The 24,989-nt window shown below is 34.0% G+C and carries 24 protein-coding genes and 1 pseudogene; 14 read left to right on the top strand and 11 right to left on the bottom strand.

Annotated features, from left to right (window positions below; translation table 11 throughout):
- Window positions 1-498: 498 nt before the first annotated feature.
- From ligA to A9D35_RS17310, 4 genes are read right to left on the bottom strand one after another with little or no spacing between them, the layout of a single operon-like run.
- Entirely contained in the window at window positions 499-2,499 is a 2,001-nt protein-coding gene (gene ligA, locus A9D35_RS17325) for an NAD-dependent DNA ligase LigA (protein WP_066225330.1), read from the bottom strand.
- Window positions 2,500-2,501: 2 nt separating this feature from the next.
- Window positions 2,502-3,083, bottom strand: a complete 582-nt coding sequence (locus A9D35_RS17320) for an LOG family protein (protein ID WP_066225328.1) — start codon at window positions 3,081-3,083, stop codon at window positions 2,502-2,504.
- Window positions 3,080-3,946, bottom strand: a complete 867-nt coding sequence (gene prmC / locus A9D35_RS17315; protein WP_066225326.1) for a peptide chain release factor N(5)-glutamine methyltransferase — start codon at window positions 3,944-3,946, stop codon at window positions 3,080-3,082. The genes A9D35_RS17320 and prmC overlap by 4 nt, the downstream gene beginning before the upstream one ends.
- A complete protein-coding gene (locus A9D35_RS17310; protein ID WP_066226230.1) occupies window positions 3,943-4,425 on the bottom strand; it encodes a GNAT family N-acetyltransferase in 483 nt (160 codons plus the stop codon). Before A9D35_RS17310 ends, prmC begins: the two co-directional genes overlap by 4 nt.
- Before the next feature lie 27 nt (window positions 4,426-4,452).
- On the opposite strand from A9D35_RS17310, the gene ribD reads away from it, so the two are divergent.
- Genes ribD through A9D35_RS17295 form a run of 3 tightly spaced genes read left to right on the top strand, consistent with a single transcriptional unit; the run spans window position 4,453 to window position 6,676 of the window.
- On the top strand, window positions 4,453-5,457 hold the full coding sequence (ribD, locus tag A9D35_RS17305; RefSeq protein WP_066225324.1) for a bifunctional diaminohydroxyphosphoribosylaminopyrimidine deaminase/5-amino-6-(5-phosphoribosylamino)uracil reductase RibD: 1,005 nt from the start codon (window positions 4,453-4,455) through the stop codon (window positions 5,455-5,457).
- On the top strand, window positions 5,450-6,064 hold the full coding sequence (locus A9D35_RS17300; protein WP_066225322.1) for an HAD family hydrolase: 615 nt from the start codon (window positions 5,450-5,452) through the stop codon (window positions 6,062-6,064). Before ribD ends, A9D35_RS17300 begins: the two co-directional genes overlap by 8 nt.
- A gap of 3 nt (window positions 6,065-6,067) precedes the next feature.
- Window positions 6,068-6,676, top strand: coding sequence for an IMPACT family protein (locus A9D35_RS17295; protein ID WP_066225320.1), 609 nt, complete (start codon window positions 6,068-6,070; stop codon window positions 6,674-6,676).
- A gap of 2 nt (window positions 6,677-6,678) precedes the next feature.
- On the opposite strand, the gene A9D35_RS17290 is transcribed toward A9D35_RS17295, so the two are convergent.
- Window positions 6,679-7,077: an acyl-CoA thioesterase gene (locus A9D35_RS17290; RefSeq protein ID WP_066225318.1), complete on the bottom strand. Its 399-nt coding sequence runs from the start codon at window positions 7,075-7,077 to the stop codon at window positions 6,679-6,681.
- Window positions 7,078-7,258: 181 nt separating this feature from the next.
- On the opposite strand from A9D35_RS17290, the gene dnaA reads away from it, so the two are divergent.
- Genes dnaA through A9D35_RS17275 form a run of 3 tightly spaced genes read left to right on the top strand, consistent with a single transcriptional unit; the run spans window position 7,259 to window position 9,891 of the window.
- Window positions 7,259-8,686, top strand: a complete 1,428-nt coding sequence (gene dnaA / locus A9D35_RS17285) for a chromosomal replication initiator protein DnaA (RefSeq protein ID WP_066225317.1) — start codon at window positions 7,259-7,261, stop codon at window positions 8,684-8,686.
- Between the two features lie 12 nt (window positions 8,687-8,698).
- Window positions 8,699-9,151 carry a low molecular weight protein-tyrosine-phosphatase gene (locus A9D35_RS17280; protein WP_066225316.1) on the top strand — a complete coding sequence of 151 codons (453 nt, stop codon included), beginning with the start codon at window positions 8,699-8,701 and terminating at the stop codon, window positions 9,149-9,151.
- A gap of 23 nt (window positions 9,152-9,174) precedes the next feature.
- Window positions 9,175-9,891, top strand: a complete 717-nt coding sequence (locus tag A9D35_RS17275) for an SAM-dependent methyltransferase (RefSeq protein WP_066225314.1) — start codon at window positions 9,175-9,177, stop codon at window positions 9,889-9,891.
- Between the two features lie 3 nt (window positions 9,892-9,894).
- On the opposite strand, the gene A9D35_RS17270 is transcribed toward A9D35_RS17275, so the two are convergent.
- The 4 genes and pseudogenes from A9D35_RS17270 to dapF all read right to left on the bottom strand — a co-directional run bounded on the left by A9D35_RS17270 (window position 9,895) and on the right by dapF (window position 13,129).
- The gene (locus tag A9D35_RS17270) at window positions 9,895-10,563 is read right to left on the bottom strand and encodes a peptidoglycan-binding protein LysM (protein WP_066225312.1); all 669 of its coding nucleotides are present in this window, start codon (window positions 10,561-10,563) and stop codon (window positions 9,895-9,897) included.
- Between the two features lie 226 nt (window positions 10,564-10,789).
- Window positions 10,790-11,832: pseudogene (gene mltG, locus A9D35_RS17265) on the bottom strand (endolytic transglycosylase MltG).
- A complete protein-coding gene (locus A9D35_RS17260) occupies window positions 11,832-12,356 on the bottom strand; it encodes a GNAT family N-acetyltransferase (RefSeq protein ID WP_066225310.1) in 525 nt (174 codons plus the stop codon). The pseudogene mltG and the gene A9D35_RS17260 overlap by 1 nt, the downstream one beginning before the upstream one ends.
- Window positions 12,350-13,129, bottom strand: a complete 780-nt coding sequence (gene dapF, locus A9D35_RS17255) for a diaminopimelate epimerase (RefSeq protein ID WP_066225309.1) — start codon at window positions 13,127-13,129, stop codon at window positions 12,350-12,352. The genes A9D35_RS17260 and dapF overlap by 7 nt, the downstream gene beginning before the upstream one ends.
- A gap of 147 nt (window positions 13,130-13,276) precedes the next feature.
- On the opposite strand from dapF, the gene A9D35_RS17250 reads away from it, so the two are divergent.
- The 8 genes from A9D35_RS17250 (at window position 13,277) to A9D35_RS17215 (ending at window position 22,515) form a co-directional block, all read left to right on the top strand.
- Entirely contained in the window at window positions 13,277-14,686 is a 1,410-nt protein-coding gene (locus A9D35_RS17250; protein WP_066225306.1) for a trypsin-like peptidase domain-containing protein, read from the top strand.
- A 141-nt stretch (window positions 14,687-14,827) separates the two neighbouring features.
- Window positions 14,828-16,276, top strand: coding sequence for a glyceraldehyde-3-phosphate dehydrogenase (locus tag A9D35_RS17245; protein ID WP_066225304.1), 1,449 nt, complete (start codon window positions 14,828-14,830; stop codon window positions 16,274-16,276).
- A gap of 141 nt (window positions 16,277-16,417) precedes the next feature.
- Window positions 16,418-17,038, top strand: coding sequence for a tRNA (guanine-N1)-methyltransferase (locus tag A9D35_RS17240; RefSeq protein ID WP_066225302.1), 621 nt, complete (start codon window positions 16,418-16,420; stop codon window positions 17,036-17,038).
- A gap of 136 nt (window positions 17,039-17,174) precedes the next feature.
- On the top strand, window positions 17,175-17,852 hold the full coding sequence (trmD, locus tag A9D35_RS17235; RefSeq protein WP_066225301.1) for a tRNA (guanosine(37)-N1)-methyltransferase TrmD: 678 nt from the start codon (window positions 17,175-17,177) through the stop codon (window positions 17,850-17,852).
- 153 nt (window positions 17,853-18,005) lie between these two features.
- Entirely contained in the window at window positions 18,006-18,356 is a 351-nt protein-coding gene (gene rplS / locus A9D35_RS17230; RefSeq protein WP_066225299.1) for a 50S ribosomal protein L19, read from the top strand.
- Window positions 18,357-19,124: 768 nt separating this feature from the next.
- Entirely contained in the window at window positions 19,125-21,365 is a 2,241-nt protein-coding gene (locus A9D35_RS17225) for an NADP-dependent isocitrate dehydrogenase (RefSeq protein WP_066225298.1), read from the top strand.
- Window positions 21,366-21,476: 111 nt separating this feature from the next.
- Window positions 21,477-22,295 carry an N-acetylmuramic acid 6-phosphate etherase gene (gene murQ, locus A9D35_RS17220; RefSeq protein ID WP_066225296.1) on the top strand — a complete coding sequence of 273 codons (819 nt, stop codon included), beginning with the start codon at window positions 21,477-21,479 and terminating at the stop codon, window positions 22,293-22,295.
- Window positions 22,285-22,515, top strand: coding sequence for a DUF6095 family protein (locus A9D35_RS17215; RefSeq protein ID WP_066225294.1), 231 nt, complete (start codon window positions 22,285-22,287; stop codon window positions 22,513-22,515). The genes murQ and A9D35_RS17215 overlap by 11 nt, the downstream gene beginning before the upstream one ends.
- Before the next feature lie 8 nt (window positions 22,516-22,523).
- Here the strand turns inward: A9D35_RS17215 and cydB are convergent, their stop codons facing one another.
- Together cydB and A9D35_RS17205 are read right to left on the bottom strand one after the other, a co-directional pair.
- The gene (gene cydB / locus A9D35_RS17210; protein WP_066225292.1) at window positions 22,524-23,603 is read right to left on the bottom strand and encodes a cytochrome d ubiquinol oxidase subunit II; all 1,080 of its coding nucleotides are present in this window, start codon (window positions 23,601-23,603) and stop codon (window positions 22,524-22,526) included.
- A 2-nt stretch (window positions 23,604-23,605) separates the two neighbouring features.
- Window positions 23,606-24,937: a cytochrome ubiquinol oxidase subunit I gene (locus A9D35_RS17205; RefSeq protein ID WP_066225290.1), complete on the bottom strand. Its 1,332-nt coding sequence runs from the start codon at window positions 24,935-24,937 to the stop codon at window positions 23,606-23,608.
- Window positions 24,938-24,989: the final 52 nt, after the last annotated feature.

The following is a 24,989-nucleotide window of genomic DNA, read 5'->3' as shown; positions in this document are numbered from 1 at the left end:
CAAAATCAAGCATAGAATACAGAACATACAAAACATACAAGTTTAAAATTAACAAGACTGTTATAGCAAATTTAAAATGAGCCCGCATTATCCTCAAATTTAACCGCTTAATAATACCAAAGGCTAAAACGCCGTACGCACATAAATACAGTGAATTCCCTAAAAAGTATTCAAAATCAGGGTTCAAAATAGATCTGAAAAATGTCAGAAAATCTGCTGAAGAAAACAACACTAAAAACATGGTAAAGTGCTGCAATTTTTCTTTGGTGTACAACAAATAAAATAAACAAATACAGGGCGCAACTAGAGTTTTAATGATTGCAGAAATTTCATGGAATGACTTAAATTCCATAAATGCAAATATAGCACTTAGTAAAAGTATTAAGGCTACCAGAAACTGTATCTTACGCATAAATTATATTTATATAGGTCGTAAATATATATAAATAATAATTTATTTTCAGTCCACAATCTTAAAAAAAGACAGTTTTTCTTACATTATTCGCTTTTTAACAGCGATAAAAAGTCGTTCTCCGATAAAATTGAAATATTCAACTGTTCTGCTTTCGCCCGTTTACTCGGTCCCATTTTATCTCCGGCAACCAAAAAACTCGTCTTAGAAGAAATAGAACTTCCTACTTTTCCACCATGATCTTCTATCATTTTTTTCAACTCGTCGCGAGATACCGAAGTAAAGACTCCTGAAACCACAAATGTTTGTCCAGCCAAAGTATCTGTTTGGTTAGCCAATATTTCTGCAGATATTTCTAATTGTAGACCAAAACCTTTTAATCGATTTATAATATGTTGATTGGCTTCAGAATTAAAAAATTCTACAACACTTTGCGCGATCCTGATTCCAATCTCGTCAACAGCAATCAACTCATCTTCTGTCGCTTCTATAATAGCATCAATTGTTTTAAAATGCTTAACTAACTTTTTAGCCACGGTTTCTCCCACATATCGAATTCCTAGAGCATACAGCACGCGCTCAAAAGGCACTGCTTTAGATAAAGCTATACCATTAATTAAATTATCGGCACTTTTATCTGCCATACGCTCTAAAGGCAACACTTCTTCCTTGGTTAGTTCATACAAATCAGAGTAATTTTCTATTAGGCCTTCATTTACTAACAAAGCTACTGTTTCGCCTCCCAAACCATCAATATCCATGGCTTTTCTCGAAATAAAATGCTGAATTCTCCCAACAATTTGTGGTTTACACCCATTATAATTCGGACAATAATGCTGCGCCTCTCCTTCCTGTCTTACCAACTCGGTATGGCATTCAGGACAATGGGTAATATATTCGGTTGGCTGAGAATCTGCTGGACGCTGAGTGATATCTACCGCGATAATTTTAGGAATAATCTCCCCTCCTTTTTCAACAAACACCTCATCGCCTTCTCGCACATCGAGTTTAGCTATTTGATCTGCATTATGTAAAGAAGCACGTTTTACGGTAGTACCTGCCAGCTCTACAGGTTCTAAATTAGCCACAGGCGTTATAGCTCCCGTTCTCCCCACCTGATAGGTAATTTCATTTAAACGGGTAGAAACCTGTTCAGCTTTAAACTTAAAAGCCATTGCCCAGCGTGGCGCTTTTGCGGTATACCCCAATTCTTCCTGATGCTGAAAACTATTGACTTTAATAACTACCCCATCGGTTTCGTAAGGTAAATCGTGACGATGGGTATCCCAATACGAAATAAACTCTAAAACCTCGTCTATAGAGTTTACTAATTTCGCTGCACTTGGCACTTTAAAACCCCACTCTCTTGCTTTTTGCAAGCCCTCAAATTGCGATTGAATATTTAAATGTTTTCCAACAATAGTATATAACAAACATTCTAATGGTCGTTTAGCAACCTCACTACTATCTTGCAATTTTAAACTTCCTGAAGCCGTATTTCTTGGATTTCGGTATGGCTCCTCTCCTATTTCTATACGCTCTTCATTCATTTTATTAAAACCATCGAAAGGCAACACAATTTCTCCACGAATATCAAACTGCTCTGGAACATCGCCTTGTAAAGTTAATGGTACAGATTTAATGGTTTTAACATTTGCTGTGACATCATCGCCCTGCACACCATCACCACGTGTTACTGCTTTTACAAAAACGCCATGGGTATAAGTTAAGCTGATGGAAGCTCCATCGTATTTCAATTCGCAAGTATAAGATACCGGTCCATCTACCATTTTTTTTATGCGTTGTTCCCAAGCCAACAAGTCGTCTTTAGAATACGAATTATCCAAGGAGTACATGCGATGATCATGAACAACAGTATTAAAGTTTTTAGTGATTGTCCCTCCAACACGTTGGGTTGGAGAATTCGGGTCGAAAAACTCTGGATGTTTAGCTTCTAAATCCTGAAGTGTTTTAAGTTTCATATCAAATTCAAAATCGCTAATATCACTAGCATCTAGAACATAATATTTGTAATTATATGTATTTAATTCTTCGCGTAACTGTTTAATTTGTGCTTCAATCGTCATGATTATAATCTCTCTTTATTTAACCATTTAGGAGCTGGTAATGGCGTGTAATTATTCATTTTTTCTAAAAGACCAGATATCGTGGTATCTACCACAACGGCATCTAAATTTTCTTGACTTAAAAACCCTCGGTCTACCATAGTTTTACATTGTGCTAATAAAGCATCGTAGTACCCATTCGTGTTTAAAATCCCTATAGGTTTGGTATGCAGGCCTAATTGCCCCCAGGTGGTTATTTCGAAAAACTCATCCATAGTTCCAAATCCTCCAGGAATTACCATAAAACCATCAGACTGTTCATACATTTTAACTTTGCGATCGTGCATATTCTTAGTTACTATCAATTCTGAAAGCTTAGGATGTACAATTTCCTTTGTCTCTAAAAATCCTGGAATTATACCTAAAACTTTACCGTTTAAGTCTAAAACACCACGAGCAACTTCTCCCATAATACCAATTTTTGCTGCTCCATATACTAAAGTAATATCTTGTTGCGCGAGAGTTTTCCCTAATTGATAGGCTTCAAATTTTATTTCAGGATCGTTTCCTTCGCTCGATCCACAAAAAACGGCTATAGATTTCATATGTGCTTTTTTCCTTTAATCATTCTATTTCTTTTAAACAGGTCTTGTCTTAATTCCACTTCATGAAATGCATGGTCTTCTAACAAATGTATCATGTCTTCACCCAAAAATTCATTAATCTCGAAAAACAGTTCTCCTTGGTTTACTAAATTATGTTTGGACAACTCGGTTATAGCTTTATAAAATTTAAGCGGATCTTGATCATCGACAAACAATGCCAAATGCGGTTCATAATCTAATACATTTGCTCGCATTTGAGGTTTTTCTAATTGGCGGACATAGGGCGGATTAGACACAATAACATCAAACGCCTCGTTAAATTCAGGATGATTTTCTATGTCAATATTTAAAATATCAGCTTTAATACATGTGATATATACTCCATTTAAGTCGGCATTTTGCTTCGCTACTTGTAAGGCATCTTCACTAACATCTATGGCCAAGACCTCTGCATTTTTAAAATGTTTCGCAAGAGAAATCGCAATACAACCACTCCCTGTACCAATATCTAAAATTCGTAATTTGGCAAGTGCATCATACGATTCTATAATCCATGAAATTAAATCTTCCGTTTCTGGTCTCGGAATTAAAACAGACGGACTCACTTGAAATTCTAATCCGTAAAAGGTTGTAGATTTTAAAATATATTGAATAGGCTTATGCGCCTTCAATGCTTCAAGAGCATCGTGTATTTTTTTATATTCTTCCGGATTAATGGAGCGTTTAGGGTTTAAAGCTAAGGCTAAACGCGTAACATTAAACCAAGTTTCGCAAATCATAAAAAAGAAATGATCTACTTCATTAGGCTCGTAATTGGCATCTAATTCTTTATGAAAAGTATGCTGTATCTCTTTTAATCTCATAAGTGTTTTATCATCCAAACATTACACGAATAATGTCCTGTATTTCCCATGGGGCCATCTAAATTTTCGAATCCAGAACGTTTATACAAGGCTGTAGCCGAAGTCATATAAGGTAGTGTTTCTAAATAACAAGATTTAAACCCCAATGTTATGGCTGCCTCCAAACAGGTGCCCATTAGCTTTGCGCCAACACCTTGCCCTCTGCCTTCTTCCGCCAGGTACATTTTTTGAAGTTCGCAAACATCTTCGGTTCCAGAAAGCGGTGCAATACCAGCACCTCCAATAATTTTACCTGCTTTTTCTGCTACAAAATAAACCATATTAGGAGCATTATAAGCTTCAAACAAATCGTTTAACGCAACATCTTCGTATGCCGTTCCTACTTTTGGAGCTCCAAACTCTACTAAAACATGACGAATCAGCGCTGCGACCGCCTGATTATCTTTAGTTTGAATTTCTCTGATTTTGACAAGGCTCATCCCCATTATTAATCTTATTTTTGTGACGTGAAGATACATGAAAAATACATAAATCGCTGTATAGAAATTGCCAAAAACGGACTAGGAACCACAAGGCCAAACCCTATGGTAGGTTGCGTTATTGTACATAACAACACCATAATAGGCGAAGGTTTTACAAGTCCATACGGTGGGCCGCATGCCGAAGTAAATGCCATTCAGTCGGTTAGCAACAAAGCGCTTTTACAGACATCTACCTTATATGTAACTCTAGAACCGTGTTCGCATTTTGGAAAAACACCGCCTTGTAGCGACCTTATTATTAAACATAATATTCCTAATGTTGTTATTGGAACCATAGACGACCATTCGCTGGTGGCTGGCCAAGGTATAAAAAAGCTAAAAGATGCAGGTTGCCATGTTATTGTTGGCGTTTTAGAAGCCGAATGCAAGGCGCACCACAAACGATTTTTCACGTTTCACAATAAAAAACGTCCGTATATTATCCTGAAATGGGCACAATCTGCCGATGGTTTTATTTCACCTAAAACTAAAGATGAAAATAAACCAGTATGGATTACAAATACATATTCCAGACAATTGGTTCATAAATGGCGTGCCGAAGAACAAGCTATTTTAGTTGGTACACAAACCGTTTTAGACGATAACCCAAGCTTAACTGTTAGAGATTGGACCGGCATAAATCCGATACGGATTGTTATCGATCGAGTTGAAAAACTACCAAAAACAGCCACAATTTTTAATACGGAAGCTGAGACGATAGCCTTAACTAAAAATGAATTGGATTTTGAAAAACCTTTAGCCTTTCAAATTTGTGAATTGCTTCACGAGCGAAATATCAATTCAATAATTATTGAAGGTGGTAGTAAATCCCTTCAAACGTTTATAGATGAAAATCTTTGGGATGAAGCTAGAATATTTTACGGCACAACGTCTTTTACAAATGGTACAAAAGCACCTACTTTAAAAGGTAAATTAAAAAAAGAAACAAAAATTTTAAACGATACTCTTAAATATTACACGAATGATTAAAACTATAATATTCGATTTTGGCGATGTATTTATCAATCTCGATAAAGTTGGCGCCATAAATACAGCCTTAGAACACTTTAATATAGAAGCTTTCCCGGAAGAGATGACTCATATTAATAGTCTTTACGAAATGGGATTAATTTCTAACGATGAGTTTTTAGATTTTTATCTTAATGCGTATCCAGAATATGATGAAGAAACCATACTTAAAATCTGGAATTGTATTTTAAAAGATTTTCCTCATCATCGTTTAGAATTTTTAAAAGCACTTTCCGAGAGTAAAAAATATAAGCTCATATTATTAAGTAACACCAACAATTTTCATATAGATTTTGTAAAATCATATCTACCTTTCTTTAATGAATTTGAAAGTTATTTCGATGTGTTTTACCTCTCGCACGAAATCAACTTAAGAAAACCAAATGCAGATATTTTTGAATTCGTTATAAGAGAAAACAATTTGGTGCCATCTGAAACTTTATTTGTAGACGACATGACCGAAAATACTGTTGCTGCAGAAAAATTAGGAATTCACACTTGGAATATCGATCCTACCAAAGAAGATGTTACCACCCTTTTTGAAACTAAAAAAGAACTTTTTAATTAATTTTTGGAGTTACAAGACACATATAAGACCATAGAAAAACCATCTGAAGAAACGCTATTTAAAGAAAAGAATAGTAAATTTTTCGGTTATGCTTTTCCAGTAAAAACCGAAGATGATGTTAAAGATGCTTTAGAAACCATAAAAAAACAACATCATTCTGCCAGACATTGGTGTTACGCGTATCAAATAGGTACGGAAACTATTTCGTACCGTGCTAATGATGATGGCGAACCCAACAATTCGGCAGGTATGCCCATTTACGGCCAAATACAATCGTTCGAGGTTACAAACATTTTAATAATTGTGGTTCGGTATTTTGGAGGAGTAAAATTAGGAGTGGGCGGATTAATTAGTGCGTATAGAACCTCTGCCCAATTAACTTTAGAAACTTGTAAAATTGTAGAAAAAACGATTAACATCGATTACCTTATTATTTTCGATTATAAAAACATGAATAAGGTAATGCGTATTATTAAGGAGAAAAATATAGATGTCATAAATCAGAAATTAGAACTGCATTGCGAGCTTACTATTTCTGTAAGAAAAAAAGATGCTGAAGCTATATTTAATAGTTTCAGCATCCTTTTTGAAGTTGAAATTAAACAACTGTAAGTTTATTCAGGTATAAGATCTAATATATATTTCGGACATTTTATTGGGCGTTTCGTTTTCATATTAATAAAAGCCAAAACGGTATTTGCCAAAACTAATAATTCACCCTCCTGATTTGTAATTTCGAAGTCAAAATCAATCTTAACACCAGGTCTTTTTTTCAATATAGTTTTTACTTTAATTACCTCGTCATAATAGGCTGATTTTTTGTAGTTTAAAGACATTGAAATTACAGGAAGCATAACACCCTGCTCTTCCATCTCTTTATAAGACACGCCAAGCGCTCTAAGCCACTCAGTCCGCGCCATTTCTAGGTATAACGCGTAATTACCGTGATGAACCACCCCCATTTGATCGGTTTCGCCATATCTCACTCGTATTTGTATTTCGTCGATTTTCATGAAAAGTTTGATTATTTTTTTGTAGCTTCGAGAGCATGATAAACATGGGGAAAAAAATCTGAAAATTCAATAGCTAAGCATTTTTTTTTTAAGATTTTTGTTCACATATTTGTCAAACCAAAAAACGAGGGATATTTTCATTTCCTTTTATAACTTTAACTAAAAAATCTTTTAAATTATAATGAGTGTAACTGCGCAATCGGTATGGAATAATTGTCTAGAATTCATAAAAGATAACATCCAACCGCAAGCTTATAAAACTTGGTTTGAACCCATTGCCGCAGTTAAATTAACGGACAATGCTTTAAGCATACAAGTACCAAGTAAATTCTTCTACGAGTGGTTAGAAGAACACTATGTTAAAATTTTAAAAGTAGCTTTAACAAAGGAATTGGGTGAAAAAGCCAAATTGGTTTACATTATTAAAATGGAAAACACTTATGGCAACAAACAACCTTTTACAGAACGTATTCCTAGTTCAAGCAGATCATCGGTTAAACCTCAAGATGTAGATATTCCGCTTAACAATAAAAATCCAGAATTACGAAATCCGTTTATTATCCCTGGAATTAGAAATGTTAAGATTGAATCGCAATTAAACCCTAATTACAGTTTCGAAAACTTTTTAGAAGGCGATTCAAATCGTTTGGCGCGAAGTGCAGGATTAGCAGTTGCTGCAAAACCAGGAGGAACATCGTTTAACCCACTACTCGTTTTTGGTGGTGTTGGTCTTGGAAAAACCCATTTGGCTCATGCCATTGGTGTAGAAATTAAGGACAAATATCCAGAAAAAACGGTTTTATATATTTCTGCCGAAAAATTTACGCAACAATATATAGACTCTGTTAAAAAGAATAACAGAAACGATTTTATTCATTTCTATCAAATTATAGACGTTTTAATTATAGACGACGTTCAATTCTTATCTGGAAAAACAGGTACACAAGATGTCTTTTTCCACATCTTTAATCACTTGCATCAAAATGGCAAGCAAGTTATTTTAACTAGTGACAAAGCTCCTGTAGATATGCAAGATATAGAACAACGTTTACTATCACGTTTTAAATGGGGCTTATCTGCAGAATTGCAAAGTCCAGATTTTGAAACTCGTGTTTCTATATTAAACAATAAACTCTACCGAGATGGTGTTGAAATGCCGGAAGAGATTATTGAGTATGTTGCAAAACACATAAAATCGAATGTTAGAGAATTGGAAGGCGCTATTATTTCGCTTATCGCACAATCGTCTTTCAACAAAAAAGAAATCAATTTAGACCTTGCCAAACAAATTGTTGAGAAGTTTGTAAAGCACACGAAACGTGAAGTGTCTATAGATTATATACAAAAAGTGGTATCAGATTATTTCCAAATGAATGTCGATACGTTGCAATCTAAAACTAGAAAGCGCCACATTGTGCAAGCCAGACAATTGGCCATGTTTTTTGCAAAAAAATACACCAAAGCCTCTTTAGCTAGTATTGGTTCGCAAATTGGAAAACGCGATCACGCCACGGTACTTCATGCTTGTAAAACGGTTGATAATTTATCGACCACAGATAAGCAGTTTAAAAAGTACGTTGAAGACATTACCAAGAAACTCTCGGTTTAAACTACTATTACAATGACTAAAATACTTATGGTTTGCCTTGGAAATATATGCCGATCTCCATTGGCAGAAGGTATTTTGCGTTCTAAATTACCATACGAGGATTACGTTATCGATTCTGCAGGAACGTCAAGCTATCATATTGGTTCTAATCCAGATTCTCGTTCTATTGCTGTAGCAAATAAATACGGGATTAATATCTCTAGATTAATGGGTAGACAATTCACAATTAATGATTTTGATGCTTTCGATATTATTTACGCCATGGACAGCTCTAATTATAATAACATCCTCCATTTAGCCAGAAACGAAAAGGATAAGGAAAAAGTTAAAATGATTTTGAACGAGGTATATCCAAATCAAAATTACGATGTACCAGATCCGTATTACGGTGGCACAAACGGTTTTGAAAATGTTTACAAAATGTTAGATGAAGCCTGTGATATAATTGCTGAAAAACTGCAGTAAATAATTTTAATACTATTCTAATTATGAACACTTCTTTTGGAAAACTTTACCTTATACCTACAACTTTAGGCGACAACGAACCTTTAGAAGTTTTACCGCTTTCAGTAAAAAAAATTATAGAGAACACAAATGTGTTTATTGTTGAAAATGAAAAAACAGCGAGACGGTTTATAAAGAAAATATGTTCAAATAAATCGCAAGCTAGTTTAGAGCTATTTGCCTTGAATAAATTCACCGATGCTTCCGATTTACCAAGTTTTTTAGACCCCTGTTTAAACGGTGTTAATGTGGGCTTACTTTCCGAAGCCGGCTGCCCTAGCGTTGCCGACCCTGGTTCTGATGTTGTTAAAATTGCACATCTGCAAAACATACAAGTTGTACCGCTAGTTGGGCCTTCGTCTATTTTACTTGCCCTTATGAGTTCTGGAATGAATGGTCAAGGATTCTCGTTTAACGGGTACTTACCTATTGATAAAAATGAACGAAAACATGAATTAAAACGACTAGAACGTTTGTCTTTTGAACAAAATTTATCTCAGATATTTATTGAAACCCCGTACCGAAACAATAAAATGCTTGAAGATATTTGTAATACATTAAACAAAAACACCTTGGTTTGTGTGGCTTGCGATATTACGCTACCCACTGAATTTATACGAACAAAAACAGTAATGGAATGGACTAAAAACACTGAAGACCTTCATAAAAGGCCTTCAATATTTATAATCCATAAAAGTTAAAACTTAAGCTTTATTCACTTTAGCTTTTTTGTTCGGTTTAATAAACGACGTATCATATCCAGAAAATTTCTTCATATAATACGAAATTGTTGTTCCGTAAGCATCAGAAAACCCGACTGCGCCACCACTTCTTAAGTACTTTTTAACGCTTCCTGGTCCCGATAAATGGGCGGCTGCTAATATACCAGACTCGGTAATAACAACTCCATTAATTTTTTTGCCTACATAATTTTTAATGTCACGACGTAAAATCCATTTATTACGTTCTGCATTTGCTAAAAATGCTTTTTCCTGTAATTCTGGATTCTTTAAAAACTGTACAGGATTATGAATCCCAATAATTTTTAAAGTTTCTTTTCCAAATTGGTACTTTCCTAAGTAACCAAATGAATTCACCGTAAAATAATTTCCTCTAGATTCTTTATACCCTAAAGCTTCTTTAAAGCCTACATAGGTTTTTCCTAGAGATGGTGAATACGAACTTGCAATATCTGTGTTATATGCCTCCGCATGTGTATGGCTAATACTATCATTAACCATGTTGTAATTTAAGGCTAAGCCTTTTGTTGAGTATTCCCTAAATTCAACCTGTTTTTCAGGTGCAAATGAATAAAAAGCCAAAGAACATATTGCAAGAATTACTATTAAATAACTTCCAATATTTTTTATCATACATTTTAATTTCTTTAGGTCGGGTACTATTTAAAATGACCTAAAAATTTCAGCTTGCAAATATACATCTTTTTTATTAATCTGAAAATTAATCGATTAACAACAACTTACACCCTTTATTAAGCTCATAGCGTACAGTTTAACCGATAATTTGACCTGTTTTACAAGACTGTTAATGTAGTCTAAATATTACATAAAGTTTTCTTAAAACTTCAATTTTATGACATTAATGGGTAATTCCTTGACGATTTAAGTAGTTTTGATAAGCTCTTGCATTAGCATTATGCTGACTTAGATTTTTAGCAAATTTATGATACCCTAGATGTTCTGGGTCTGCAGCAAAATAATAAAAATCATGCTTCTCGGCGTTTAAAACGGCATCTATAGCTGTTATATCTGGCATGGCAATTGGTCCAGGAGGCAGCCCTGCATTTAAATACGTATTATAAGGAGACACTATTGTTTTATGCTTATTTAAAACTCGCTTTATTACCGTATTTTGATACTCTGGTAATTGATAAGCAGCAAATTTTAAGGTAGGATCTGCCTGAAGTGGCATACCTATTTTAAGCCTATTTAAATACACACCGGCAATACGAGGTTGCTCGTCTGCTGCTTTAGATTCTTCATGAACAATAGAAGCTAAAGTTATCACTTCATTTTTGACAACCCGATTGCTTTTGCTTTTTCAATTCTAGACGTGTTCCAAAAACGCTCATACTCTTTTAACATTCTATCTCTAAATCCCGCTCCCGAAGTATTCCAAAAAAACTCATAACTATTCGGAATATACATGCCCAACATAGTCGCTGTATTAAAGTGATTATCATCTAAAAACGACTGATCTTTCATTGCTACCAATAATGATAAACTGTCTGCTTCTATTTGCGAGGCTATTCTACCCGCTAATTTTTCAACAGATTCTTGGTTGTTAAAAGCTACTTGTATTGGAATGTTTTTACTGCGAATTGAATTTATAATATCGTTGTTATTCATCCCTTTCGTTATACTAAACTTCCCTGCTTTTATATGTGTGGTATATTGTTTTTTGTTGGCTAATGCATCAAAAGATTCTATATCTTTTAAAAGTGGTTTTAATTGTTCGCGCACATCTTGGTATGAAGCATCTGAAGGAATATAAATATAGGCCGTTTTATTATTAAAGGCCGTATTGGCTTTAAATACTGCTGAATACACATAATTAGCAAAAAATGCAGCTACCACAAGACCTAAAAGCACAATGGCTAAAAGAATTTTTTTAATATACATTAGTTATTTATTAGTTGAAAAAGGAATTCGTTTTTAAATTTTCCATTAACCAGATTCCAATCTTTTTTTAATCCGATCTCTTGGAAACCTTGTTTTTTAAATAATTGAATACTCGCTGTGTTCCCTTCCGAAATATTACAATATAATTGATGCAACTGAAGCTGGGTAAAACAGTAGTTTACTAATAATGACAACGCCTCGCCTCCATAACCTTTGGCTCGACTAGCCTCATTAGTAATTAAAATACCTATGCCTGCTTTTCTATTTCTAAAATCGAAATCGAAAACGTCTATCAATCCTAAGGTTTCATGTTTATAATCTGAAATTACCAATCGTAATTGTTTGGCCTCATAAATATCAATATGCGCTTGTTCTAAATATTGTTTTATTAGAAATCTCGAGTATGGTGTTTGCGTGTTACTTAACTCCCAAATAGACTCGTCATTCTCAACCTGAAAAACAAACTCTAAGTCTTCTGGTTCTAAAGCACGTAAAAAAATATGTTCTCCTTTTAAGGTTACCATTCTATTTCACCTTTAAACACCTGCTTTGCCGGACCTATTAACCAAACATTGGTATACCCTTCATCCGATAGATTAAAGGAAACTTGTAATGCGCCGCCTTGAACTTTTAAATGCACGGTTTCGGCTTCGGTTTCGCCAAGGTAATGCATGGCGATGGCTACGGCTGTAACACCAGTCCCACAAGATAAGGTTTCGTCTTCCACACCTCTTTCGTAAGTTCTAACTTGAAATTCGTTATTAGATAGCTTCTTCACAAAGTTCACATTCGTACCTTCTTTATAATAAGGTGCACCGTTGCGAATATTACGACCTAGCGTTTTAATATCGAAAGTTTCAATATTATTTTCAAACTGTACATGATGCGGAGACCCTGTATTTAAAAACACATAAGACTCATGATTTTCTACCGTAAACACATCTTGCATTTGTAAACGCACTAAATCACCATCAAACTCGACATGATGCATCCCGTCTATTGCTTCAAAACTTCCTTTTTGGTCTATTACCTTTAAATCTTTTGCGAATTGAGACAAGCATCTACCACCGTTTCCACACATGGTACTTTCGTTCCCATCGGCATTATAATACACCATTCTAAAATCGACTTCTGGGTGATTTTCTAAAAGAATTAAACCATCGGCACCAATCCCAAACCGTCTGTCGCATAAGCGATTTATAAGTGCTATATCTTGCTTATTGAATGTATTTTCACGATTATCAATCATTACAAAATCATTCCCTGTTCCTTGATATTTATAAAATGTGTGTGTCATAATTAGCGACAAAGATAGAATATTTAACTATTTTTTCGTGTGTTAAAAAGTGTTTAAAAGGACGTTAAATACAGTTAAACTATTCCTTATAATCTAATAAAGAATTAATTTTAATCTTTATTATTCAAAATTTAAAAAGTTCTAACCATGAAAAAAATTTTAACTTTAGTATTTGTTTCAGCTTTAGGAGGCATGCTAACCCTAGGAGCTTATAAAATGTTTTTAGAAAATGATAATGCATTAGTAATAACAAAAACTGAAACCACCCCTTCTCAATTTATACCGACATCTAATAATATTATACACACCAATGCTATTGCCAACGCCCCGGATTTTACACTGGCGGCAGAAAACACAGTGCATACAGTAGTTCACGTAAAAAACACCACGTTAGTAACGGGACGAATGACGTTTGAAGACTTGTTTTATGGCAGACAATCTGCAAGACCACAGGTAGGAACAGGTTCTGGGGTTATTATTTCTCCAGACGGTTACATTATAACCAACAATCATGTTATAGATGGCTCGCAACAACTTACCGTAACCTTAAATGACAATAGAGAATTTAACGCTAAAATTATAGGAAGCGACGATAAAACCGATATTGCTTTATTAAAAATAGACGCTGGTGAAGATTTACCATATACCACTTTTGGAGATAGCGACCAAGCTAAACTTGGAGAATGGGTACTTGCCGTTGGAAACCCGTTTAATTTAACATCTACCGTTACTGCGGGAATTATTAGTGCAAAATCTAGAGATTTAACAGGACAAAGCAACCAGTCTTTCATTCAAACCGATGCTGCTGTTAACCCAGGAAACTCTGGAGGGGCTTTAGTAAACGCTAAAGGTGATTTAATAGGAATTAATACTGCGATATCTTCGCAAACAGGATCTTACATTGGGTATTCTTTTGCTGTACCTAGTAATATTGCCAGAAAAGTGGTTGAAGATATTATGGAATTTGGTAATGTACAAAACGGCATTTTAGGCGTTACCGGAGGCGCTTTAAATAGTGCTTTTGCAGAACAATTAAATATTACAGACACCGAAGGCTTTTATGTAGATGATGTTGAAGAAGGCTCTGGTGCGCAAGTAGCAGGTTTAAAAAAAGGAGATATCATTAAAAAAATAGATCAAACTAGAATTACAAAGTTTGCCGATTTAAGAGGACATTTAAACACAAAACGACCTAACGACGTTGTACAAGTAACCTTTTTAAGAAATGGCGAATTAAAAGAAATTCCTGTAACTTTAATTAAAAACCAAACCTTTACAATGCCTTTAGTAGGCGTGGTAAAAAACACCGATAAGAAAGATCTTCAGAAATTTAAATTATCGAATGGTGTTAAAATTATCCGATTAAACGAACAATATGCTGAGTATTGGAAACGTAATGGTATTGTAGAAGGTAATATTATTACAGCTATAGACGGACAAAAAATTAATTCTATAGAGGATGTTCAAAATATTATCACTAATAAATCTAGAAATGAACCTTTACAAATCGAATTAATTAATTCTCAAGGTGAAAAAGAGCGTTATAATTTTAGATAAAAACTAAACATCTTTCAATGATTTTAACAAAACCCTTTAGTATTTCTAAAGGGTTTTATTTTTACAAAAAATTAGTTACGAAAACGTTTGAAATATTTTACTTTTGTTTAAAATTAAAACAACAAACTAAAAATTTAACCAATGAGTTTTAACGAAACTTATGAAAAGGAATTAGCTTTTCAAGCCGACAGACGACGAGCTACTGTAAAATTTATAAAAATAGTGAGCGACCTTTGGTACGACAAAGCCATCGAGTTGGTCCTGTTTAGAAATCAGCTTATCGACAGAAATGTGAGTCAAATTTTAAATCTACACGAATATGCTGGAGAATTTGTTCAGAAACCCATTTCCATATTCGATTCTGTAGAAATTGCCCAAGCCATTCGCACTTTAGATTTACCACCTGCTAAACTAGATATCGGGAAATTAACTTACGAGTTTCAACTCGTAGACCAAAAGCATGCAAATGCTACCGCCTTTGTGGCAGAGAAGCTTAAAAGTGCCAAGAAAAACGGAAGCATAAAACCTAAAGATGTGGTGCTATACGGATTTGGTAGAATTGGTAGATTAGTTGCTCGTGAATTAATGACTAGAACTGGAGCTGGAAACCAATTGCGCTTAAGAGCTATAGTAACTCGTGGAAAATTAGACCAAACGGTTTTAGAAAAACGAGCTTCATTATTACGAAACGATTCTGTACATGGCGATTTTTCGGGTACCGTAGTTGCCGATATCAAAAACAATGCTTTAATTATTAACGGTACGACAGTTAATATTATTTCTGCCAACAATCCAGAAGACATTGATTATACGCAATACGGAATTAACCATGCTTTGGTTATAGATAATACCGGAGCGTTTAGAGATCAAGAAGCATTAAGCAGACATTTGCTTTCTAAAGGAGTTGATAAAGTGTTGTTAACAGCACCTGGAAAAGGCGTACCCAATATTGTTCACGGTGTAAATCATCTAGAATACAACCCAGATGTTGTCGATATTTTTTCGGCAGCTTCATGTACAACAAATGCTATAACTCCAATTTTAAAAGCTGTAGAAGATGCTTATGGTGTGGAGCATGGGCATTTAGAAACCATTCACGCCTATACAAACGACCAAAATTTAGTCGATAATTATCATAGTAAATATCGTCGAGGACGTGCCGCAGCATTAAACATGGTAATTACAGAAACTGGGGCTGGAAGCGCAGTAGCCAAAGCCTTACCTAGTTTAGAAGGGAAGCTAACATCCAACGCTATTAGAGTTCCCGTTCCTAATGGATCTTTAGCTATATTGAATCTAGAATTACAGTCGGAAACCTCTGTTGAAGCAATAAATGCCCTCATGAAAAAAAGTGCTTTAGAAGGACCTTTAGTAGAGCAAATTAAATACGAATTAAGCGACGAGTTAGTGTCTAGCGATATAGTAGGAAGTTCGGCGCCTTCCATTTTTGATAGTAAAGCCACAATAGTTAGTCCGAATAACAAAAATGCAATTTTATATATTTGGTATGACAATGAGTACGGCTATAGCCATCAAGTAGTTAGGCTAGCAAAATACATTGCAAAAGTAAGACGCTACACGTATTATTAATAGGAAATCATCCAAAAACGAATTTCAATCGTATATATAAAACCTCACTAATGTGAGGTTTTTTGTTAATTAAAATGTTGAAATTTGACATTATTTTATAATTTCGTAAAAATCTAAAAAACCCCAAACACAATTTCAATAATGAATGTAATAAAAACGTTAACCACTACGCTAATAACTTGCTTAATAACAGTATCTTCATTTGCTCAAACGCAAACATCTACAGAATCTGAAGATCAATTATCTTTAAATGATGGTACATTAGACAATCAATTTGAATACATAATTCAAAAATCTAATAATTATCAAAATTATAAAGTTGTAAAAAAAGCTTGGTTACAAACATTAAAGGCTCACACCTTAGACTCTTTAAAAGCCATTCAAAAAGATTTAATAGAAACACAAGAAAATGTAGATTTACAAGCTAGTGAAATTGCTACTTTAAAATCTAATTTAAGCGAAACGCAAAAAACCTTAGATTTAACTAATGAAGAAAAAGATAGCATGCAATTTTTTGGCATGAATCTAAGTAAAACCACATACAACACTTTTATTTGGTCTATTATTGGAGGATTATTTGTGTTCTTATTATTCTTCATTTATAAATTTAAAAACAGTAATACCACCACAAGAGAAGCTAAACGTATGCTTGCAGAAATAGAAGAAGAATTCGACGAGCACCGTAAAACAGCTTTAGAACGTGAGCAAAAAGTACGCAGACAATTACAAGACGAATTAAACAAGCAAAAGTCTAACGCTTAATTCATTTAAAAAATATCAGATATAGAAAGTCCATGTTTAAAATCATGGACTTTTTTTGTTCCCATATTTGAGCTATAAATTATCTCGATTTTAATTCGATTCTTTGCATCTTTGCAGTTGTTTATAAATTGAAGCCATGCGCATAGATATCATCACTGTTTTACCAGAATTAATTAAAAGTCCGTTTGAAGCATCCATCTTAAAACGTGCTATAGATGCCAATTTAGTAGAAGTACACTTTCATAACTTAAGAGATTATACGACCGATAATTATAAAACAATAGACGATTATCAGTTTGGTGGCGGCGCAGGTATGGTTATGCTTATAGAGCCTATAGATAAATGTATCTCTCAATTAAAATCGGAAAGAGATTATGATGAAGTGATCTATATGACACCAGATGGAGAAACACTAAAACAAGGTATTGCAAACACCTTATCGTTAAAAGAAAACATCATAATCTTATGTGGTCATTATAAAGGTGTAGACCAGCGCGTACGAGATTTATTTATCACCAAAGAAATATCTATAGGCGATTATGTCTTATCTGGTGGCGAATTAGGTGCAGCTGTATTATGCGATGCCGTAATACGATTAATTCCTGGGGTATTAGGAAACGAAACCTCTGCCCTAACCGATTCTTTTCAGGATAATTTATTGGCACCACCTATTTATACACGCCCCAGAGAATATAAAGGATTACATGTTCCCGAAGTATTATTCAGTGGTAATTTTCCGAAGATTGAAAAATGGCGGGAAGAACAAGCCTATGAGCGTACCAAAACGAGACGTCCAGATTTATTAGACGATTAATTGATTTGAGAAATTTATAATTCCGAAATAAAACTCAGAATTAAAAAGTTTGGAATTTAAATAAAAAGAGTATCTTTGCACCCAATTTCGGACCAACCTCTGGCGAAAATCGTGAATGTTGCTTTGAATTAACACTAATAAAATAATAAAGATATGGAATCTTTAATAAAATTTGTACAAGACGAATTTGTAACAAAAAAAGAATTTCCTGAATTCGGCGCTGGAGACACAATTACAGTGTACTACGAAATTAGAGAAGGTGAAAAAGTACGTACTCAGTTTTTTAGAGGGGTAGTTATTCAAAAAAGAGGAACTGGTTCTTCTGAAACGTTTACAATTAGAAAAATGTCTGGAACTGTAGGTGTAGAGCGTATCTTCCCTATTAACATGCCAGCATTACAAAAAATTGAAATCAACAAAAAAGGTAAAGTGCGTAGAGCTCGTATCTTCTATTTTAGAGGTCTTACTGGTAAGAAAGCTAGAATTAAAGAGAGAAGACGCTAATTTTTGCGATTTCCGAATAACATCAAAAAGTCCTAACTTCACGTTAGGGCTTTTTTTATGAACAAAAGTTAATAACTCCTGTTTATAAAATGTTGATATATAAAATGTTAAAACCCATTGAAAAACTAGAATTTATTCTTATCTTTATAAAACAATTAATACTCTAATTTAGTTTTAAAGTATTAAACGTTCTTTTAATAATTGTTTTTTGAGATTTTAAACGGCATGTTTTTGCATTTAAAATCATGATATTTTAAAAAGTAAACTTGTTGTCAAGTAAAACTAGTAAAATTGAAAGTTTTCGGAGGTACGAGAAATGAAAATTTAAGTATAGGGAAGAAAACAATGTTGGACTGTGTTTGTATTAAATAAACGGAAGGAAAACATAAAGAAAAACAATTAAATAGAAACATTTCGTAGCTAGTAAATACATTTTGAACGTTACACTATAAATGTTTCATTTTTGAAATAGTTCACTTTTAATGTAAGCAAGTAAGATTAATATATCCGAAAGTGATTAGTCAAGAGGCTAATAAATTTAAAATGCTATTTCAGAGAAAGCCATGTCAAAGTAGTTTTACTACCATGATATGGCTTTTGTTTTATATACTTCTCAATAAATTATTTTAATTTTTACATTTATCTTACAAAAAACCTAATACTTATTCCAAATCCGCATTAGTAAGCATTAGCTTTTTTGTATCTTTGCCATTCGCAAAAAATACCCTATATTCTTTGCCAAAAAACATTACTATAAAACAAATTAAAATGGCATACAGTTCAAAAATCATTTACACTAAAACAGATGAAGCTCCGGCTTTAGCAACTTACTCTTTCTTACCTATTGTTCAAGCTTTTTTAAGCCCTTCAGGCATTAATGTTGAAACTAGAGATATCTCTTTAGCAGCTCGAATAATTTCAAACTTTTCAGATTTTTTAACCGAAGATCAACAATTACCAGACGCTTTAACAGAACTTGGTGAATTAGCAAAAAAACCAGAAGCTAATATTATAAAATTACCAAATATTAGTGCTTCAGTTCCTCAGCTTAAAGCTGCAATTTCAGAATTACAAAGTCAAGGATATAAATTACCAAATTATCCAGATGAACCTAAAACTGATGCTGAAAAAGAAATTAAAGGAAGGTACGATAAAATTAAAGGAAGTGCTGTAAATCCTGTTTTACGTGAAGGAAATTCTGACCGTAGAGCCCCAAAAGCCGTAAAAAATTACGCAAAAAAGAATCCACATTCTATGGGTGCTTGGAGTGCCGACTCTAAAACGCATGTGGCAACTATGAGTGCTGGTGATTTTGCACATAATGAAAAATCTGTAACTCTAGATAAAGCGACAACTGTAAGCATACAGTTTGAAGATGAAAACGGAAACACTTCAGCTTTAAAAGAAAATATAAACTTATTACAAGGCGAAATTATCGATGCTACTGTAATGAGCAAAAAGGCATTATTGAACTTTTTAGAAGCTCAAATTAAAGATGCTAAAGATAAAGATGTGTTACTTTCTTTACACATGAAAGCAACCATGATGAAAGTGTCAGACCCAATTATCTTTGGTCATGCGGTTCGTGTATTCTTTAAAAATGTTTTCGCTAAACACGCCGAAACTTTAGAAAAAATAGGTGTAGATGTTAATAATGGATTCGGAAACTTAATAAGTACTATTGAAGAATTACCAGAAGACAAACGTCAAGAAATTCTTGCAGATATAGACGAGGCTTTCAAAAATGGTCCTGCATTAGCTATGGTCGATTCGGACAAAGGCATCACAAACTTACACGTGCCTAGCGATATTATTATCGATGCTTCTATGCCAGCCATGATACGTACTTCTGGTCAAATGTGGAATGCAGACGGTAAACAAGAAGACACTAAAGCCGTAATTCCAGATAGTAGTTATGCAAGTATTTACCAAGCCACTATAGATTTCTGTAAAAAACATGGTGCTTTCGATCCTACTACAATGGGAACAGTTCCTAATGTGGGGCTTATGGCTCAAAAAGCCGAAGAATACGGATCTCACGATAAAACATTCGAAATAGCATCAAACGGAACAGTTCGTGTAATTGATGCTGATGGCAAAATCTTAACAGAACACAATGTTGAAGCTGGAGATATTTGGAGAATGTGCCAAGTTAAAGATGCACCAATCCAAGACTGGGTAAAATTAGCTGTTAGTAGAGCTCGTGCTACAGATACACCAACGGTATTCTGGTTAGATAAAAACAGAGCTCATGATGCCGAATTAATTAAAAAGGTTGAAGCTTATTTACCAACACACGACACGACTGGTTTAGATATTAAAATTCTTTCTCCAGAAGAAGCAACACATTTCACCTTAGCACGTATTAAAGATGGAAAAGACACGATTTCTGTTACAGGAAATGTTTTACGTGATTACTTAACAGACCTCTTCCCTATTTTAGAATTAGGAACAAGTGCCAAAATGTTATCTATTGTTCCATTAATGAATGGTGGTGGATTATTTGAAACGGGTGCTGGAGGATCGGCTCCGAAACACGTACAACAATTCTTAGAAGAAAATCATTTACGTTGGGATTCTTTAGGTGAATTTTTAGCTCTTGCCGTGTCTTTAGAACACATGTCTGAAACGACTAAAAACGACAAAGCTTTAGTTCTAGCAGACACTTTAGATGAAGCTACTGGTAAATTATTAGAAAACGGAAAATCACCATCTCGTAAAGTAAACGAATTAGATAACCGTGGAAGCCACTTCTATCTAGCGTTATACTGGGCAGAAGCTTTAGCTAATCAAACCAAGGATGCAGCGCTAAAAACTGTATTTACAGACGTCGCTAAATCTCTTGCTGAAAATGAATCTAAAATTGTAAACGAATTAAATACAATTCAAGGTAATCCAGTAAATATTCAAGGGTATTACTTACCAAACGTAAATGTTACCTCTGAAGCTATGCGTCCAAGTACGACCTTAAATTCAATTCTAGAAAGTATTTCTAAAGCTATTGCTTAAGAAGTCATTCTATAATATATGCTTTAAAAAGACTCCTTTTCGGAGTCTTTTTTCATTTAAAACAATTTATAAATTAGAAGTACAACTTTTACAATTTCGTATCTTTACACCATGGATTTTATTAAAACAACCGAAGCCGATTCTAAATACAATAATTTAGAAAACATGACTATCTCCGACTTATTAATTAATATTAATAATGAAGACAAAACCGTGCCTTTTGCCATTGAAAAAGCATTGCCACAAATAGAATCTTTAATCGAACAAACCGTTCTAAAACTTAAAGCAGGTGGTCGCATTTTCTATATCGGAGCAGGTACTAGCGGTCGATTAGGTGTTGTAGATGCTTCAGAATGTCCTCCAACTTTTGGAGTATCTTCTGGATTAGTTGTTGGGTTAATTGCTGGTGGAGATAAAGCCATTAGAGATGCTGTAGAATTTGCCGAAGATTCTAAAACTCAAGGTTGGGAAGATTTACTTCAACATAACATATCTACAAAAGATGTGGTTATTGGCATTGCTGCTTCTGGAACCACACCATACGTAATAGCTGCATTACAAGCTTGTAATGAACACCAAATTATTACGGGATGCATTACATGTAACCATAACAGTCCTTTATCGCAAACAGCTCAATTTCCTATTGAAGTTATTGTTGGTCCAGAGTTCGTAACGGGGAGTTCCAGAATGAAAGCAGGAACGGCTCAAAAGTTGGTTTTAAACATGATTTCTACTGCTACAATGATTCAGTTAGGAAAAATTAAAGGCAATAAAATGGTCGACATGCAACTTAGTAACGATAAGTTAGTGGATCGAGGAATTAAAATGATTATGACCGAACTTAACATCACTTACGCTGAGGCTGAAATCTTACTTAAAGAACACAAAAGTGTTAGAAATGTTTTAAAACATACCAATCATGGAAACTAAACGAACAAACAAAAAAGTCCTTATTGAAGGTTTAAAAAAAATGGGAATCTCTTTAGCTTGTATGCTTTTAGGACCTTCATTTATACATATCGCATTTACAAATACCGAAAAACCCCTTTATATTCCAATTCTTATTATTGGATTAATTATTTGTGGTCTAGCTATCTTTTTTGCTTTTAAGGGTTTAATGACGATAACAGATAGCATGTTTAAAGACTAAACATTACTTTAGTGATCGCCATAACCAATATTATCCATTTTACCTTTAAATACTTTATATTGAATGGTAAAATAAACCGCCACTAACACTATGGCAATTACAAACCAATACACACCTACAGTTAAACCATAGTCTTCTGCTGCAACATTGTAGATGGTTAACGATGGATTAACACCGTTTGTTGAAGGCAACAAGTTAGGAAAAATTGAAGACACGGTTGTAAAAAAACCACCTGCCAAAAATAACGACGAAAACACAAAAGGTGTTCCATCTTTTTTAAATGATTTCACCTTAAATAAACCAAATAAACCAACAAGTGTGACAATAGGAAATATAGCTAACCATGGGTAGTTTATAAAATTTTCAAACGGATTTGACTCTATTAAATGCCAAATAGAAATAGATACAATAACAAAAAATAGTAGTACAAAATTAAGTTTAAAAACTACCTGTTTTAATTTCGGATTTAAATCAGAATTCGTTTTATATAAGATCCAGTTGGCTCCATGAATTGTTAGTGTAATTACAGCGATAATCCCTAACAGGATTGTAAACCAGTCTATAATACCAAGATGATTTGCTTCTGGACTAAAGGAGTCATTCCAAAGCGGTAAAAAGAAATAATGAGCCTCATGAGTAGATACTCCGGTTTCGTTAACCATACCTAAATTTACACCACGAACAACATTTCCTAAAGCAATTCCAAAAAATAAAGCCAATAACAAACTCGCTACTCCAAAAGCTTTATCCCAAATCTTTTCCCATAAACGATTATGTATTTGTCCGCGTAATTCTAATCCTATCGCCCTAAAAATTAACAACCATAAAATCATCATTAAAGGCAAATAAAAACCACTAAACGACGAAGCATATAGGGTTGGGAAGGCAAAAAACAAAACACCTCCAACGGCAATTAACCATACTTCGTTGGCATCCCAAAACGGACCAATAGCATTTGTAATTGCCTTTTTATCGGCTTCCTTTTTGGCGAAAAATAAATGAATTATTCCCGCTCCAAAATCATAACCATCTAAAATGATATAAATCGCTAACATAGTCATTAAGACCATATACCAGAATAACTCCATAATTAGTGTTTTATAAGTTGAGGACCTTTATTGACTATCTTTCCTACTAGCATTAAAAATAAAATACCTAGTAATAAATATAACCCTACAAATCCGAGTAATGTAAATAACGTATTACCAGAAGAAACAGTTGGAGATGCCCCTTCAGACGTTCGTAATAAATTGTAAACTAACCAAGGTTGTCTACCCAATTCGGCGGTATACCAGCCCGTTGTATTTGCAATATATGGAAATGGTATCATAAACATCAAACACCATAAAATCCAATGGGTTTCGTATAATTTCTTACGATATAATTGAAACGTAGCAATAATCATTAACCCAATAAATATAGTTCCCAATCCAACCATAATATGATAGGCATAATATAGTCCAGGAATGTTAGTAGGGTAATCTTTACTATCAAATTCATTTAAACCTTTAATTTCTGCATTCCAATTTTGATAGGTTAGAAAACTTAATATATTAGGCACTGCAATCTTATTATCTAATTTTTTTTCTAAGATATTAGGCTGACCAATAAGTACAATTTCGGCACCTCCTTCTTCTGTCTGGAAGATCCCTTCCATGGCCGCAAAAGTTACGGGCTGATGCTTTACCACATTTTTAGCCACTAAATCTCCTGTAGGAAAAGCTACAATTATACTAGAAAACAAACCGAAAATAACGCCTGTTTTCAGGAATAGCTTACCAAATTCAACATGCTTTTTATTCAGAATATAAAATGCACCAACGGCCGATACAAAAAAGGACGCTGTAATTAAAGAGGCTGCCTGATTATGAAAATAAGAGGGCAACAACCATGGGTTAGAAAATAAAGCCGAAAAATTATTTAATACGAATTTACCGTTTTCTAAAATCTCGTAGCCCACGGGATATTGCATCCAAGAATGTGTTGCGATAATAAGGAAACCACTTGCCCAAGATCCTAAAAAGACCAAAAATCCAGTTACAAAATGCCATTTATGACCGAGTAGTTTTTCACCAAAAAGAAATAATCCTAAAAAAGAAGATTCTAAGAAAAATGAAAACATACCTTCCATAGCCAAGGTTTGACCAATGATTCCTCCGGTTAATTCCGAAAATTTTGCCCAATTAGTTCCAAATTGAAACTCCATAGGGATTCCAGTTACTACACCCATGGCAAAATTAATTGCAAATATGCGCATCCAGAATTTTGCCGCATCGTTATACTGTAAATTATCGGTTTTTAAAAAGCACCATTTAAAATAAACTATCATTAAAGATAGTCCCATGGTGAGTTGTGGAAAAAGGTAATGAAAGGTGATCGTGAACGCAAACTGCATTCTATCATAAAATAACATATCTTCCATAGAAGTAATTGATTTTGGTATGGTTACTCTGCCTCAAAAGTAGCTAAACTAT

This window comes from Formosa haliotis, assembly GCF_001685485.1.
Classification (GTDB): Bacteria; Bacteroidota; Bacteroidia; order Flavobacteriales; family Flavobacteriaceae; genus Formosa; species Formosa haliotis.
Note: the sequence above shows the minus strand (reverse complement) of the source record. Positions and strands in the feature narration are given on the sequence as shown.